The sequence below is a fragment of the Pseudooceanicola algae genome, from assembly GCF_003590145.2.
GTDB lineage: Bacteria > Pseudomonadota > Alphaproteobacteria > Rhodobacterales > Rhodobacteraceae > Pseudooceanicola > Pseudooceanicola algae.
The window spans coordinates 2,157,295-2,170,853 of the sequence record NZ_CP060436.1 but is presented as its reverse complement, the minus strand read 5'-3'; the positions used below and the strand labels follow the sequence as shown (position 1 = coordinate 2,170,853).

The following is a 13,559-nucleotide window of genomic DNA, read 5'->3' as shown; positions in this document are numbered from 1 at the left end:
GAAGATCCAGATGCCCAAACGTATCCTTCAAGGTGTCGTGACTTCCGACGCCAACGCTCAGACCGTTACCGTGTCCGTCGAACGTCGTTTCACGCACCCGGTTCTGAAGAAGACCATTCGTAAGTCCAAGAAATATCGGGCGCACGATGAACAAAACACCTTCAAGACAGGTGACGCGGTCCGCATTCAGGAATGCGCACCGAAATCGAAGACGAAACGCTGGGAAGTGATCGCCAGCTGATCGGAAACCGGGATCCGCACCGCAGATCCTTCACCGTGAAAGCCGGGCAACATTGACCGGATCAATCGAAACCGAGGGGCGCCCGAGCGGGCCAACCCCGAAGGTCGGGAGAAAACCACATGATCCAGATGCAGACCAATCTGGATGTCGCTGACAACTCCGGCGCTCGCCGGGTGCAGTGCATCAAGGTTCTGGGTGGTTCCAAGCGTAAGTACGCTAGCGTGGGCGACATCATTGTCGTCTCCGTCAAGGAAGCCATCCCGCGCGGTCGCGTTAAGAAAGGGGACGTCCGCAAGGCCGTCGTCGTACGCACCGCCAAGGAAGTTCGTCGCGATGACGGCACCGCAATCCGCTTCGACCGGAATGCCGCCGTGATCCTCAACAACAACAACGAGCCCGTCGGTACGCGTATCTTCGGCCCGGTTGTTCGCGAGCTGCGCGCCAAGAACTTCATGAAAATCATTTCGCTGGCGCCGGAGGTGCTCTGATGGCTGCGAAACTTAAAAAAGGCGACAAGGTCGTCGTTCTCGCCGGTAAGGACAAGGGCAAGGAAGGCACGATCACGACTGTTGATCCGAAAGCCGGAAAAGCCATTGTCGACGGTCTGAACATGGCCATTCGTCATACCCGCCAAACCCAGACCAGCCAAGGTGGCCGCCTGTCCAAGGCCCTGCCGATCGCGCTGTCCAACCTGGCCTTTGTCGATGCCAACGGCAAACCGACCCGCGTCGGTTTCAAAGTTGAAGGCGACAAGAAGGTCCGCTTTGCCAAGACCACGGGGGACGTGATCGATGCTTGATGCAGAAACCTATACCCCGCGGCTGAAGGCTGCCTTTGCGGAAACGATCAAGCCTGCTCTGAAAGAAGAGTTCGGCTACAAGAACGACATGCAGATCCCGCGTCTGGACAAGATCGTTCTGAACATTGGTTGTGGCGCAGAGGCCGTCCGGGATTCCAAGAAGGCCAAATCGGCCCAGGAAGACCTGTCGACCATCGCCGGTCAAAAAGCTGTCATCACGATCGCCAAGAAGTCCATCGCTGGCTTCCGCGTCCGTGAAGAGATGCCGCTTGGCGCCAAGGTCACCCTTCGTGGCGACCAGATGTACGAATTCCTCGATCGCCTGATCACGATCGCCATGCCCCGTATCCGCGACTTCCGCGGCGTATCGGGCAAGTCGTTCGACGGTCGTGGCAACTACGCCATGGGCATCAAGGAACATATCGTCTTCCCCGAGATCAACTTCGACAAGATCGATGAATCCTGGGGTCTCGATATCGTCATCGGCACCACCGCCGCCACCGACGCAGAAGCGAAGGCATTGTTGAAAGCGTTCAACATGCCTTTCAACAGCTGATCGCGCGAGGGAGATTTAGGAATGGCTAAGAAATCCATGATCGAGCGCGAGAAGAAGCGTCAGCACCTGGTCGAGCAGTATGCCGACCAACGTGCCGCTCTCAAAGCGATCATCTACGACCAAGAGAAGCCGATGGAAGAGCGTTTCCGCGCGTCCATGAAGCTTGCGAAACTGCCGCGCAACAGCTCGGCCACCCGGCTGCACAACCGTTGCCAGCTGACCGGCCGTCCCCACGCTTACTACCGTAAGCTGAAGGTGTCGCGGATCATGCTGCGGGAACTGGGCTCGAACGGCCAGATCCCCGGTCTCGTGAAATCGAGCTGGTAAGGAGGGCAGAGATATGAACGATCCTATCGGCGATATGCTCACCCGTATCCGCAACTCCCAGATGCGTGGCAAATCCGTGGTTTCGACCCCGGCTTCCAAGCTGCGTGCATGGGTCCTGGATGTACTTGCCGACGAAGGCTACATCCGCGGCTACGAAAAGGGCACTGATGTCAACGGTCACCCGACCCTTGAAATCAGCCTGAAGTACTATGAAGGCACCCCCGTCATCCGCGAGATCAAGCGTGTTTCCACGCCCGGTCGCCGCGTTTACATGGGTGTCGATGACATTCCGCAGGTCCGTCAGGGTCTGGGTGTGTCGATTGTCTCCACGTCCAGAGGCGTGATGTCGGATGCAGCAGCTCGTAGCCAAAAAGTTGGCGGCGAAGTTCTCTGCACCGTCTTCTAAGGAGGTCTGAATGTCTCGCATTGGTAAGAAACCGGTCGAGCTGCCCTCTGGCGTCAGCGCCAGTCTCTCGGGTCAGACCGTCGAAGTGAAGGGCCCGAAAGGGACCCACAGCTTCACCGCCACCGACGATGTCAACATCGTCATCGAAGAAAACGTGATCACCGTGACTCCTCGCGGGTCGTCCAAGCGTGCGCTGCAACAATGGGGCATGTCCCGTACTGTTGTGTCGAACCTCGTTCAGGGCGTCTCGACCGGCTTCAAGAAACAGCTGGAGATCACTGGTGTGGGTTATCGGGCGCAGGCTCAGGGCAACGTCCTGAAGCTGAACCTCGGCCTCTCGCACGAAGTGAACTTCCAGGTTCCTGATGGGGTCACCGTCACGACGCCGAAGCCGACGGAAATCACGGTCGAAGGCACCGATTCACAGCTCGTCGGCCAGGTTGCGGCCAACATCCGTGAGTGGCGCAAGCCCGAGCCCTACAAGGGCAAAGGCATCCGCTACAAAGGCGAGTTCATCTTCCGTAAGGAAGGCAAGAAGAAGTAAGGAACGCTACAATGGCAAAAAGCAAAAGGGATCTGTTCCTGAAACGCCGCCTGCGCGTTCGGAACAAACTTCGTGCAGTGAACGCAGGGCGCCTGCGCCTGTCGATCCATCGTTCGAACAAGAACATCAGCGCACAGCTGATCGACGACGTTCAGGGCGTGACCCTCGCATCGGCCTCGTCTCTCGAGGCGGATCTGGGCGTGGTCGGCAAGAACAACATCGAGGCCGCCATCAAGGTGGGTGCCACGATTGCAGAACGTGCGAAAAAGGCCGGTGTCGAAGAAGCATACTTCGACCGCGGCGGCTTCCTCTACCACGGCAAGGTCAAAGCATTGGCCGATGCCGCGCGTGAAGGTGGTCTGAAGATCTGATCGCGGCGGTGCGTGCAATCACGCACCCTACGGTCCCGGCGGGGCGCTACGGCGCCCCGTTTGCTGCATCATCCGATGCGGCTGAAGAAAGAGAGGGCCTTCACGGGCCCCGATGATCCGGGAGACGCCGCTTTTACCCGCGCGCCTCACCTGGATTGGACAACTTGGGCGGTCAACGGACACGTCCTGAAGTGAAAAGGAATTGCCTAATGGCAAGAGATGACAACCGGGGACGCCGCGACCGCGACGAATCTCCGGAGTTTGCGGATCGCCTGGTCGCGATCAACCGTGTGTCCAAGACCGTCAAGGGTGGTAAGCGCTTCGGCTTCGCAGCGCTCGTCGTCGTTGGCGACCAGAAGGGTCGCGTCGGCTTTGGCAAGGGCAAGGCCAAGGAGGTCCCCGAGGCCATCCGCAAGGCCACCGAGCAAGCCAAGCGTCAGATGATCCGCGTGCCGCTGCGCGAAGGTCGTACGCTGCACCACGACATGGAAGGCCGTCACGGCGCCGGTAAAGTGGTCATGCGTTCCGCACCGACCGGTACCGGGATCATCGCAGGTGGCCCGATGCGTGCCGTCTTCGAAATGCTCGGCGTTCAAGACGTGGTCGCCAAGTCGATCGGTTCGCAGAACCCCTACAACATGATCCGCGCCACGCTCGAAGGCCTGCAGAAAGTGGCTTCGCCGCGTTCCGTCGCCCAACGTCGCGGCAAAAAAGTGGCTGACATCCTGCCCAAGCGTGACGAGGCTCCGGCCGAATCTTCGCTCGTGGCTGAAGAGGCGTAAGGAATCCAGCATATGGCAACTATCGTCGTGAAACAGATCGGTTCGCCGATCCGCCGCCCCGCCAAACAGCGTGCTACGCTCGTCGGCCTGGGTCTGAACAAGATGCAAAAGACCCGCGAACTGGAAGACACTCCTTCCGTGCGCGGCATGGTGCGGTCCATTCCGCACCTGGTCGAGATCATCGAAGAGAAACCCTGAACGACGGGCCTTGTGCCAGCCGTTTCGGTTGATCTGAATATTGAAACGCCCCGGTCGCAAGGCTGGGGCGTTTTGTCATCGGGCACGGGGAAACCTGTCTGTCGCGCGGTCTTGCCACACCCCGGCCTGTTGCCGCAGCCCAGCCGCTTGACCCCGGAGATCGGATGGCGGACCCTGTGACCCAGCCCTTAGGAGACATTGCCTTGCCCTGCGCCATCACTTTCCTGCGAATTGTCCCCCCGCTGATGACCTGTCTCGTGTTGGCGGCCTGCGCGCCCAAGCCGCAGGGCACGGCCCCCGGCGGCCAGAACGGCGGGCAGGGCAGCAACGAGGGCCTGGTACGCAGTCAACCCAAGGTCTCGGGCACGGCGGGTGTGGCGGTCACGCCGGACGGGGTGCGGCCCAATGTCGGGGTAGGGGTCTCGGTCTGCAACAATCGCAGCCCCTTCCATGTCTCGCTCGGCGGCCTTTTGGGGCCCGTGGGCGGTGGGGTCTACTGCTAGGCCGGATGCGCCGAGGGGCTTGTCGGCCTGATGTGCGAAAGGGGCGGGAGCTCCTGCCCCTGCACAAGTCTTGCATCATGACGGCGCAGCCTCTATACGCCCCCGGTGGCCATGCGGGCCATGGAATCAAAAGCAAGAAAAGCCGCGTATGCCCCATCTGCTTCGGGGGGCATTTCCGGCATAAGGAGAAGCAAGATGAAACTGAACGAACTGCATGACAATCCCGGCGCAACCAAGAGACGCCAGCGCGTTGGCCGTGGCCCGGGTTCGGGCAAAGGTAAAATGGGTGGCCGTGGTATCAAGGGTCAGAAGTCGCGTTCGGGCGTGGCAATTGCCGGCTACGAAGGCGGCCAGATGCCGCTCTACCAGCGTCTGCCCAAGCGTGGCTTCACCAAGCCGAACCGCAAGAAATTTGCCGTCGTCAACCTTGGCCTGATCGCCAAGTTCGTTGACGAGAAAAAGATCGACGGCTCGGCCGCGATCACCGAAGACGTGCTGGTTGCATCCGGCCTGGTCCGTCGCAAGCTGGACGGCATTCGCGTGCTGAACAAGGGCGAACTGACCTCCGCTCTGAACATCGAAGTGACCGGTGCTTCCAAGTCGGCTGTCGAAGCCGTCGAGAAGGCAGGCGGGTCGCTCAAGGTGGCAGCAGAAGCCGTCGCCGCGGAATAAGGTTGTGGGCGGCCATCGCGCCGCTTACATATCTTCCGAGTTTTCCAGACACGCCGCCGAGCCGGGAAACGGCCCCGGCGGCGTTTTTACATAAGAGAGAGCCTTATGGTATCTGCAGCAGAACAGATGGCGGCCAACACGTCCTGGGCCGCGCTCAGCAAGGCGACGGATCTGCGCAAGCGGATCCTCTTCACCCTCGGCCTGCTGATCATCTGCCGCCTCGGCACCTATATCCCCGTTCCCGGAATAGACGGCGCCGCGCTGCGTCAGTTCATGGAAGGCGCGGGCCAGGGCATCGGCGGCATGCTGTCGATGTTTACCGGTGGCGCGCTTGGCCGCATGGGGATCTTCGCCCTGGGCATCATGCCCTATATTTCGGCCTCGATCATTGTTCAGCTGATGACCTCCATGGTTCCGGCGCTGGAGCAGTTGAAGAAAGAGGGCGAACAGGGTCGCAAGAAGATCAACCAGTACACCCGCTACGGAACAGTCGTCCTGGCGACCTTGCAGGCCTATGGTCTGGCCGTGTCGCTGGAAGCGGGCGATCTGGTGTCCGACCCGGGCATCTTCTTCCGCATCGAATGCGTGATCACCCTGGTTGGCGGCACGATGTTCATGATGTGGCTCGGTGAACAGATCACCGCGCGCGGTATCGGCAACGGTATCTCTCTGATCATCTTCGTCGGCATCATCGCCGAAATCCCCGCAGCCCTGGCACAGTTCTTTGCCTCCGGTCGCTCCGGTGCGATTTCCCCGGCGGTGATCGTCGGCGTCATCGTCATGGTGGTCGGCGTCATTGCCTTCGTGGTCTTCATGGAACGCGCCCTGCGCAAGATCCACATCCAGTACCCGCGCCGCCAGGTCGGCATGAAGGTCTATGACGGCGGATCGTCGCACCTGCCGATCAAGGTCAACCCGGCGGGTGTCATCCCGGCGATCTTCGCGTCCTCGCTGCTGCTGCTGCCCGCGACGCTGTCGACCTTCTCGGGTTCGGATACCGGCGCCGTGATGTCGACGATCCTGGCCTATTTCGGCCCGGGACAGCCGCTGTACATGCTGTTCTTCATCGCGATGATCGTCTTCTTCGCCTACTTCTACACCCATAACGTCGCCTTCAAGACCGAAGACGTTGCGGACAACCTGAAGAACCAGAACGGCTTTGTTCCCGGTATCCGTCCGGGTCAGAAAACCGCGGCCTACCTTGAATACGTGGTGAACCGGATCCTGGTGCTCGGCTCGGCCTACCTGGCTGCCGTCTGCCTGCTGCCGGAGGTCCTAAGGTCGCAGTTTGCAATTCCCTTCTATTTCGGCGGCACGTCCGTGCTTATCGTGGTCTCTGTTACGATGGACACGATTCAGCAGGTTCAATCGCACCTTCTGGCACACCAGTACGAAGGGTTGATTGAAAAATCGCAGCTGCGCGGCAAAGGCAAACGCCGCACGAAGAGGGGGGCAGCACGCCGATGAACATTATTCTTATGGGACCGCCGGGCGCCGGCAAGGGCACCCAGGCACGCGTTCTTGTCGAAGAACGCAACATGATCCAGCTTTCGACCGGGGACATGCTGCGCGAAGCCCGCAGTTCCGGCACGGAAATGGGCCAGAAGGTCGCCGAGGTCATGGACAATGGGGGTCTGGTCACGGACGAGATCGTCATTGGCCTGATCCGCGAAAAGCTGGAAGGCGACAAGAAGGGCGGCTTCATCTTCGATGGCTTCCCCCGGACGCTGGCTCAGGCTGACGCGCTGGAAGGTCTGCTGGCCGACATGGGCGAAGACCTGCATGCGGTGATTGAACTGCGGGTGCGGGACGACGTTCTGGTCGACCGGATTGTCGGGCGGTCCACCTGCGCCAACTGTGGTGATGTCTACCACGACAAGACCAAGCCGATTCCGGCAGACGGTAAATGCACCACTTGTGGCGGGACCGAGTTCAAGCGCCGGGCGGATGACAACGAGGACAGCCTCAAGACCCGCCTGATGGAATACTACAAGAAGACCTCGCCGCTGCTTGGCTACTATCACGCCAAGGGCAAGCTTCAGCGGGTCGATGGCCTGGCGAAGATGAACGTGGTCAAGGCCTCGATCGGCGCGATCCTCGAAGACTGACCGCGGCACGGTGGCGCGGCCCTGAGGGGGGGCGCCACCGTGCCGCGACCGGGCGCCGATCAATCTGCTGGCACGGTGGATTTCGGATGCGGGAACCGGAGGATAACGTCGCGGGGCAGGGGCGGCTGGTACCCGTAAGGATCGCCGGCTGGTTTCAGCTGGCGTTTCGCGCCATGTGGGGTTGACCTTGACGCCAATCCCACATACCCAGCCCTATCTCGGAGGTATGCCGATTCCATCGGCACTTTCGATTTCGTCGAAAATGACCCTGGCCCGCAGGATGTATCCTCGGGCCATGAGTTGTGAAAAAAGGTTCTGGTGCTACGGAACCGCAACAAGAGGAAAGACATACATTGGCACGTATTGCCGGCGTTAACATCCCGACTGCAAAGCGGGTTCCCATCGCCCTCACCTATATCACCGGTATCGGTCCGGCTTCCGCAAAGACGATCTGCGAAGCCGTCAACATCGATGTCACCCGTCGCGTCAACGAACTGTCGGACGCCGAAGTCCTCGCCATCCGCGAGCACATCGACGCCAACTTCTCGGTTGAAGGCGATCTGCGCCGCGAGACGCAGATGAACATCAAGCGTCTGATGGACCTTGGTTGCTACCGCGGTCTGCGCCATCGTCGCAACCTTCCGGTTCGCGGTCAGCGTACCCATACCAATGCTCGTACCCGCAAAGGCCCCGCAAAGGCCATTGCCGGCAAGAAGAAGTAAGGGGAGCGCACAGATATGGCACGTGATACCCGTCGCGGAGGCAAAAAGAAGGTCTCCAAGAACATCGCAGCTGGCGTCGCACATGTGAACTCCAGCTTCAACAACACCAAGATCCTGATCTCCGACGTTCAGGGCAACGCCATCGCATGGTCCTCCGCAGGGACCATGGGCTTCAAGGGGTCGCGTAAATCGACTCCCTACGCCGCTCAGATGGCTGCCGAGGACGCTGGCAAGAAGGCACAAGAGCATGGCGTCAAGACGCTGGAAGTCGAAGTTCAGGGCCCCGGTTCGGGTCGTGAATCGGCTCTGCGCGCCCTGGCGGCTGTCGGTTTCAACATCACCTCGATCCGTGATGTGACCCCGATCGCTCACAACGGTTGCCGTCCGCCGAAGCGTCGCCGGGTCTGATCCACACTGGTCTATTGTGGAGGCCGCGCGCCCGTGCGCGGCCTCCATTTCGTCATTTTAACCTCGGGAGTCCTGACCTTCTGATCATGGGGACGGGGCAAGCATGGAGGGACGCATGATCCACAAGAACTGGGCAGAACTTATCAAACCGACGCAGCTTGACGTCAAACCGGGCAATGACCCGGCGCGCCAGGCTACCGTCGTCGCAGAGCCGCTCGAGCGGGGCTTCGGCCTGACGCTCGGCAACGCGCTGCGCCGCATTCTCATGTCGTCCCTTCAGGGCGCCGCCATCACCAGCGTCCAGATCGACAACGTCCTGCACGAGTTCTCGAGCGTGGCCGGTGTGCGTGAGGATGTCACCGACATCGTGCTGAACCTCAAGGGCGTCTCCCTGAAGATGGAAGTCGAAGGGCCCAAACGCCTGTCGATCACCGCCAAGGGTCCGGGCGCGGTCACCGCTGCCGATATCTCGGAAAGCACCGGTATCGAGGTCCTGAACAAGGATCACGTGATCTGCCACCTCGACGAGGGCGCGGATCTGTACATGGAACTGACGGTCAACACCGGCAAGGGCTATGTCTCGGCTGACAAGAACAAGCCCGAAGATGCCCCCATCGGCCTGATCCCGATCGACGCGATCTATTCGCCGATCAAGAAGGTTTCCTACGACGTTCAGCCCACCCGCGAGGGCCAGGTGCTGGATTACGACAAGCTGACGATGAAGGTCGACACCGACGGCTCCATCACCCCGGACGATGCCGTGGCCTATGCCGCGCGCATTCTGCAGGACCAGCTTTCGATCTTCGTGAACTTCGAAGAGCCGGAAAGTGCCTCGCGGCAGGATGATGACGACGGTCTGGAATTCAACCCGCTCCTCCTCAAGAAGGTGGACGAGCTGGAATTGTCCGTCCGTTCGGCAAACTGCCTGAAGAACGACAACATCGTCTATATCGGCGACCTGATCCAGAAGACCGAAGCCGAGATGCTGCGCACCCCGAACTTCGGCCGGAAATCCCTGAACGAGATCAAGGAAGTGCTTTCGGGCATGGGCCTGCACCTCGGCATGGATGTCGAAGACTGGCCGCCAGACAACATCGAAGATCTGGCGAAGAAGTTCGAAGACCACTTCTGAGCCGGTTTCGGACAGTGAATGATCAGGGACGGGGGCTTCGGCCCCCTTCTCGCACCGCGGACAGGGACAAGAATTCTTGCGCCAACCGCGGCAAGGCATCCGGTAAAACCCCTTTACCGGCGCGCAATTCGGGGCTATCAGCCCCGCTCATCGACTGGGCATTCCGCCCCAAGGAGAGCAGTTCCTACGCAGGGCTGCCGGACAAAGCAAAACAGCCCGTAGAGGGCAATTCGGAGTAAGACACATGCGTCACGCACGAGGCTACCGCCGCCTGAATCGTACCCATGAGCACCGCAAGGCGCTCTTCTCGAACATGGCCGGCTCGCTCATCGAACATGAGCAAATCAAGACCACCCTGCCCAAGGCGAAGGAACTGCGCCCGATCATCGAAAAGATGATCACGCTGGCAAAGCGTGGCGATCTGCACGCCCGCCGTCAGGCCGCTTCCAAGCTGAAGCAGGACGCCCTGGTCATCAAGCTTTTCGAAGTCCTCGGCCCGCGCTATGCGGATCGTCAGGGCGGCTATGTCCGTATCATGAAAGCGGGCTTCCGCTATGGTGACATGGCGCCGATGGCCATCATCGAATTCGTCGACCGCGATCTGGACGCCAAGGGCGCAGCCGACAAGGCCCGTCTGGAAGCCGTCGAAGCGTAAGCTTCACGTCGGTTTGACCGCTGGTTACCGGGACCCCCGGCCTTTTCAAAGGCCGGGGGTCTTGCTTTTTCCGGTCTATGGGAGTGCTTTGCGCCTGCCGCTTCGGCCATGCAGGCGGCATGTCCATGTTCCGGGAAAGGCCCAAGATGCAAACGTTTCACCGCCCCGTTCTGACCGCATCCCTGATTGCCCTGCTGACCGCCTTTGGTGGCCTGTCGCCCACCCTGGCGCAGGACCGCGTCCCGGAAAGTCAGGCGGAAATCTCGCTCAGCTTCGCGCCGCTGGTGAAAAAGGCCGCCCCGGCAGTGGTCAATATCTTTGCCAAGACCATCGTGCCGAGCCGCCAGAGCCCCTTTGCCAATGACCCGTTCTTTTCCCAATTCTTTGGCAACCTCGGTCAGGCGCGGCCGCAGGTGCAGAACTCGCTTGGCTCCGGGGTGATCCTGTCGGACGACGGGATCGTGGTGTCCAATTACCACGTCGTCGGTGAGGCGGATGAGATCAGCATCGTGCTGAACGACCGGCGCGAATTCAACGCCGAGGTGCTGCTGGCGGACGCCGCGGCGGACCTGGCAATCCTGAAGCTGGAAGATGCCCATGATCTGCCCTACCTCGCCCTGCGCGACAGCGACGATGTCGAAGTCGGTGAGTTGGTGCTGGCCATCGGCAACCCCTTCGGGGTCGGACAGACGGTGAGTTCCGGCATCGTGTCCGGCCTCGCGCGGTCCGGCGCGGCGGCGGGCAGCGAACGGGGCTATTTCATCCAGACCGATGCGCCGATCAATCCGGGCAATTCGGGGGGCGCCCTGATCGACGTGAAGGGCGATCTGATCGGGGTCAATACCTCGATCCTGTCGCGCTCGGGCGGATCGAACGGCATTGGCTTTGCGATTCCCGCCGCGCTTATCGAACAATTCGTGGCGCAGGCACGCGACGGGGCGGCGGTCTTTCGGCACCCCTGGGCCGGGATGACCGGGCATGGCGTGGATACCGACATGGCCGGGGCGCTTGGCCTCGATCATCCCGAAGGCATCGTGATCGATGCGCTGCACGAGGACAGCCCCTTTGCGGCGGCTGGGTTCACACCGGGGGACGTGATCCTGGCTGTGGATGGCAACCCGATCTCGAGCCCGGCCGAGATGGTTTTCCGCATGTCCGTCAAGGGCATGGGTGGCAAGGCGCAGATCGAGCGTCTGCGCGACGGCGAGCGCAGCACGATTGCGGTGCCCATGACCACGGCCCCCGAGGAACCGGCACGCGATCCTGTCGAAACCACCGACAAGGGGCCGATCCCCGGCATGACGCTGGTCACCGTGAACCCGGCCGTCATCGCGGAATATCAGCTGCCTCTGACGACCACCGGCGCCATGGTACAGGAACCGGGGCAGGTGGGGCAGCGGGCCGGGTTGCGACCGGGGGACGTGCTGCTGGCGGTCAATGGCGATGAAACAGAGACCTCGCGCGATGCGGACAAGGCGCTGTCGCGCGCCTCGCGGTCCCTGCAGCTGGACGTGCTGCGTGGCGGGCGCAAGGTGACCATGCGCTTCCGCCTGTAAGGCCGGGTGGCGGCGGCTGGGGTCAGGCCCCGCTGCGCCGCTTTTCGCGCAGCTTGTCGAACCAGTCGAGCCGCTTGCGCATCTCGCGTTCAAAACCCCGGTCGGGCGGATCGTAGAAGGACAGCCGCCCGGTGCCTTCGGGAAAGTAATCCTGCCCGGAAAACCCGTCTTCGGCGTCATGGTCATAGGCATAGCCGGCGCCGTAGCCCTGTTCCTTCATCAGCGTGGTCGGGGCGTTCAGGATGTGATGCGGCGGCGGGGCCGATCCGGTCTGTTTCGCCGCCGCGCGGGCCTGCTTGTAGCCGACGTAGCCGGCGTTGGATTTCGGTGCCAGTGCGAGGTAGATCACCGATTGCGCAAGGGCCAGCTCGCCTTCGGGCGAGCCGATGCGTTCGTAGATTTCCCAGGCATGCAGGGCGTGGCTTTGGGCCTGGGGATCGGCAAGGCCGATATCCTCGACCGCCATGCGCACCAGACGACGGGCCAGATACCGCGGGTCTTCGCCGCCCTCCAGCATCCGCCCGAACCAGTACAGCGCGGCATCGGGGTCGGACCCGCGAATGGATTTGTGCAGCGCCGAGATCAGGTTGTAATGCTCGTCGCCATTCTTGTCGTATTGCGCCGCGCGCCGTTGCAGCCGCCCGGCCAGCCCCTTGGCATCCAGCGGCGTGCTGACGTCGATCGAGGCGACCTGTTCCACGAGGTTCAGCATCGCCCGCCCGTCGCCATCCGCCATGGCCACAAGCGCGGCGCGGGCGTCTTCGGTCAGGGGCAGGGGGCGGCCCGTGGCGGCCTCGGCCCGATCCAGCAGCTCGGCCAGCGCGCCCGCGTCGAGGCGATGCAGCACCAGAACCTGGGCGCGGGACAGCAGCGCGCGGTTCAGTTCGAACGACGGGTTTTCCGTTGTCGCGCCGACCAGCACGATGGTGCCGTCTTCCATGTGGGGCAGGAACCCGTCCTGCTGGGCCTTGTTGAAGCGGTGGATCTCATCGACGAAAAGCAGGGTGCCCTGACCGGTGCGTTGCCGGGTCTTGGCGGCATCGAAGACCTTGCGCAGTTCCGGCACGCCCGAAAAGATCGCGCTGATCTGCACGAAATGCCGGTCCGAGGCGTCGGCCAGCAGCCGCGCGATGGTGGTCTTGCCCACCCCGGGCGGCCCCCAGAGGATCAGCGAAGACAGCTTGTCCGCCGCAAGCATCCGCCCCAGGGGCGCGTCGGCAGACAGGATGTGGTCCTGCCCGATCACCTCGTCCAGCAGCGCCGGGCGCAGCCGGTCGGCAAGGGGCGGTCCGCGGCCTCGGGGGCCGGGCGGGCAGGGGCTTGGGGGGTGTCGCCGAAGAGATCTGTCATGGGGCCAATCTAGGGTGCCGAAGCGGTATTGGAAATCGCTTCCCGCAGCTTGCGGGACCAATTGCGCCTTCGCTTGCCGGATCAGGGGCGCGCGACAACCTGCCCGTGTGGTGCGCAGGGCCGCCCATCGCCCGCACACTCAGGCCCGCCGGGGCGCCCGGCCCGATTGCGCTGCGTCGCCAGACCCTTGTGCCGCTTGACTCCTTGCCCGTGGCGGGCGACAGACGCG

20 protein-coding genes are annotated in these 13,559 nt (G+C 62.0%); 19 read left to right on the top strand and 1 reads right to left on the bottom strand.

Annotated elements, in window-relative coordinates:
* The first annotated feature begins 10 nt into the window (after window positions 1-10).
* The 19 genes from rpsQ (at window position 11) to PSAL_RS10055 (ending at window position 11,980) form a co-directional block, all read left to right on the top strand.
* Window positions 11-241 (top strand): 30S ribosomal protein S17, encoded by a 231-nt coding sequence (gene rpsQ, locus PSAL_RS10145; RefSeq protein WP_119839473.1) that lies wholly within the window; start codon window positions 11-13, stop codon window positions 239-241.
* 119 nt (window positions 242-360) lie between these two features.
* Complete coding sequence (gene rplN, locus PSAL_RS10140) at window positions 361-729, top strand: 50S ribosomal protein L14 (RefSeq protein WP_007118848.1); 369 nt, start codon at window positions 361-363, stop codon at window positions 727-729.
* Entirely contained in the window at window positions 729-1,040 is a 312-nt protein-coding gene (gene rplX, locus PSAL_RS10135) for a 50S ribosomal protein L24 (protein ID WP_119839474.1), read from the top strand. Before rplN ends, rplX begins: the two co-directional genes overlap by 1 nt.
* A complete protein-coding gene (gene rplE, locus PSAL_RS10130; protein WP_119839475.1) occupies window positions 1,033-1,596 on the top strand; it encodes a 50S ribosomal protein L5 in 564 nt (187 codons plus the stop codon). The genes rplX and rplE overlap by 8 nt, the downstream gene beginning before the upstream one ends.
* Before the next feature lie 21 nt (window positions 1,597-1,617).
* Window positions 1,618-1,923 (top strand): 30S ribosomal protein S14, encoded by a 306-nt coding sequence (gene rpsN, locus PSAL_RS10125; protein ID WP_119839476.1) that lies wholly within the window; start codon window positions 1,618-1,620, stop codon window positions 1,921-1,923.
* Between the two features lie 13 nt (window positions 1,924-1,936).
* On the top strand, window positions 1,937-2,329 hold the full coding sequence (rpsH, locus tag PSAL_RS10120; protein ID WP_119839477.1) for a 30S ribosomal protein S8: 393 nt from the start codon (window positions 1,937-1,939) through the stop codon (window positions 2,327-2,329).
* Between the two features lie 10 nt (window positions 2,330-2,339).
* The gene (gene rplF / locus PSAL_RS10115) at window positions 2,340-2,873 is read left to right on the top strand and encodes a 50S ribosomal protein L6 (protein WP_119839478.1); all 534 of its coding nucleotides are present in this window, start codon (window positions 2,340-2,342) and stop codon (window positions 2,871-2,873) included.
* An 11-nt stretch (window positions 2,874-2,884) separates the two neighbouring features.
* On the top strand, window positions 2,885-3,244 hold the full coding sequence (gene rplR, locus PSAL_RS10110; protein WP_119839479.1) for a 50S ribosomal protein L18: 360 nt from the start codon (window positions 2,885-2,887) through the stop codon (window positions 3,242-3,244).
* Between the two features lie 209 nt (window positions 3,245-3,453).
* Window positions 3,454-4,026: a 30S ribosomal protein S5 gene (gene rpsE, locus PSAL_RS10105; RefSeq protein ID WP_119839480.1), complete on the top strand. Its 573-nt coding sequence runs from the start codon at window positions 3,454-3,456 to the stop codon at window positions 4,024-4,026.
* Between the two features lie 12 nt (window positions 4,027-4,038).
* Window positions 4,039-4,224, top strand: coding sequence for a 50S ribosomal protein L30 (rpmD, locus tag PSAL_RS10100; protein WP_119839481.1), 186 nt, complete (start codon window positions 4,039-4,041; stop codon window positions 4,222-4,224).
* Between the two features lie 245 nt (window positions 4,225-4,469).
* Window positions 4,470-4,727 (top strand): hypothetical protein, encoded by a 258-nt coding sequence (locus PSAL_RS10095; RefSeq protein WP_196222804.1) that lies wholly within the window; start codon window positions 4,470-4,472, stop codon window positions 4,725-4,727.
* Between the two features lie 195 nt (window positions 4,728-4,922).
* Window positions 4,923-5,399 carry a 50S ribosomal protein L15 gene (rplO, locus tag PSAL_RS10090; protein WP_119839483.1) on the top strand — a complete coding sequence of 159 codons (477 nt, stop codon included), beginning with the start codon at window positions 4,923-4,925 and terminating at the stop codon, window positions 5,397-5,399.
* A 105-nt stretch (window positions 5,400-5,504) separates the two neighbouring features.
* Window positions 5,505-6,866, top strand: coding sequence for a preprotein translocase subunit SecY (secY, locus tag PSAL_RS10085; protein WP_119839484.1), 1,362 nt, complete (start codon window positions 5,505-5,507; stop codon window positions 6,864-6,866).
* Window positions 6,863-7,507 (top strand): adenylate kinase, encoded by a 645-nt coding sequence (locus PSAL_RS10080; protein ID WP_119839485.1) that lies wholly within the window; start codon window positions 6,863-6,865, stop codon window positions 7,505-7,507. The genes secY and PSAL_RS10080 overlap by 4 nt, the downstream gene beginning before the upstream one ends.
* Window positions 7,508-7,860: 353 nt before the next feature.
* Window positions 7,861-8,229, top strand: coding sequence for a 30S ribosomal protein S13 (rpsM, locus tag PSAL_RS10075; RefSeq protein ID WP_119839486.1), 369 nt, complete (start codon window positions 7,861-7,863; stop codon window positions 8,227-8,229).
* 15 nt (window positions 8,230-8,244) lie between these two features.
* On the top strand, window positions 8,245-8,637 hold the full coding sequence (gene rpsK / locus PSAL_RS10070; protein WP_068289152.1) for a 30S ribosomal protein S11: 393 nt from the start codon (window positions 8,245-8,247) through the stop codon (window positions 8,635-8,637).
* A 115-nt stretch (window positions 8,638-8,752) separates the two neighbouring features.
* On the top strand, window positions 8,753-9,769 hold the full coding sequence (locus tag PSAL_RS10065) for a DNA-directed RNA polymerase subunit alpha (protein WP_119839489.1): 1,017 nt from the start codon (window positions 8,753-8,755) through the stop codon (window positions 9,767-9,769).
* Window positions 9,770-10,013: 244 nt separating this feature from the next.
* On the top strand, window positions 10,014-10,424 hold the full coding sequence (rplQ, locus tag PSAL_RS10060) for a 50S ribosomal protein L17 (protein WP_119839487.1): 411 nt from the start codon (window positions 10,014-10,016) through the stop codon (window positions 10,422-10,424).
* 146 nt (window positions 10,425-10,570) lie between these two features.
* The gene (locus PSAL_RS10055; protein WP_119839490.1) at window positions 10,571-11,980 is read left to right on the top strand and encodes a trypsin-like peptidase domain-containing protein; all 1,410 of its coding nucleotides are present in this window, start codon (window positions 10,571-10,573) and stop codon (window positions 11,978-11,980) included.
* Between the two features lie 22 nt (window positions 11,981-12,002).
* On the opposite strand, the gene PSAL_RS10050 is transcribed toward PSAL_RS10055, so the two are convergent.
* On the bottom strand, window positions 12,003-13,226 hold the full coding sequence (locus PSAL_RS10050; protein WP_231388482.1) for a replication-associated recombination protein A: 1,224 nt from the start codon (window positions 13,224-13,226) through the stop codon (window positions 12,003-12,005).
* Window positions 13,227-13,559 lie beyond the last annotated feature (333 nt).

What these genes read in the sequence shown, in the direction of transcription:
- rpsQ (WP_119839473.1), top strand. Translation starts at nt 11, where the DNA reads ATGCCCAAACGTATCCTTCAAGGTGTCGTGACTTCCGACGCCAACGCT.
- rplN (WP_007118848.1), top strand. Translation starts at nt 361, where the DNA reads ATGATCCAGATGCAGACCAATCTGGATGTCGCTGACAACTCCGGCGCT.
- rplX (WP_119839474.1), top strand. Translation starts at nt 729, where the DNA reads ATGGCTGCGAAACTTAAAAAAGGCGACAAGGTCGTCGTTCTCGCCGGT.
- rplE (WP_119839475.1), top strand. Translation starts at nt 1,033, where the DNA reads ATGCTTGATGCAGAAACCTATACCCCGCGGCTGAAGGCTGCCTTTGCG.
- rpsN (WP_119839476.1), top strand. Translation starts at nt 1,618, where the DNA reads ATGGCTAAGAAATCCATGATCGAGCGCGAGAAGAAGCGTCAGCACCTG.
- rpsH (WP_119839477.1), top strand. Translation starts at nt 1,937, where the DNA reads ATGAACGATCCTATCGGCGATATGCTCACCCGTATCCGCAACTCCCAG.
- rplF (WP_119839478.1), top strand. Translation starts at nt 2,340, where the DNA reads ATGTCTCGCATTGGTAAGAAACCGGTCGAGCTGCCCTCTGGCGTCAGC.
- rplR (WP_119839479.1), top strand. Translation starts at nt 2,885, where the DNA reads ATGGCAAAAAGCAAAAGGGATCTGTTCCTGAAACGCCGCCTGCGCGTT.
- rpsE (WP_119839480.1), top strand. Translation starts at nt 3,454, where the DNA reads ATGGCAAGAGATGACAACCGGGGACGCCGCGACCGCGACGAATCTCCG.
- rpmD (WP_119839481.1), top strand. Translation starts at nt 4,039, where the DNA reads ATGGCAACTATCGTCGTGAAACAGATCGGTTCGCCGATCCGCCGCCCC.
- PSAL_RS10095 (WP_196222804.1), top strand. Translation starts at nt 4,470, where the DNA reads ATGACCTGTCTCGTGTTGGCGGCCTGCGCGCCCAAGCCGCAGGGCACG.
- rplO (WP_119839483.1), top strand. Translation starts at nt 4,923, where the DNA reads ATGAAACTGAACGAACTGCATGACAATCCCGGCGCAACCAAGAGACGC.
- secY (WP_119839484.1), top strand. Translation starts at nt 5,505, where the DNA reads ATGGTATCTGCAGCAGAACAGATGGCGGCCAACACGTCCTGGGCCGCG.
- PSAL_RS10080 (WP_119839485.1), top strand. Translation starts at nt 6,863, where the DNA reads ATGAACATTATTCTTATGGGACCGCCGGGCGCCGGCAAGGGCACCCAG.
- rpsK (WP_068289152.1), top strand. Translation starts at nt 8,245, where the DNA reads ATGGCACGTGATACCCGTCGCGGAGGCAAAAAGAAGGTCTCCAAGAAC.
- PSAL_RS10065 (WP_119839489.1), top strand. Translation starts at nt 8,753, where the DNA reads ATGATCCACAAGAACTGGGCAGAACTTATCAAACCGACGCAGCTTGAC.
- rplQ (WP_119839487.1), top strand. Translation starts at nt 10,014, where the DNA reads ATGCGTCACGCACGAGGCTACCGCCGCCTGAATCGTACCCATGAGCAC.
- PSAL_RS10055 (WP_119839490.1), top strand. Translation starts at nt 10,571, where the DNA reads ATGCAAACGTTTCACCGCCCCGTTCTGACCGCATCCCTGATTGCCCTG.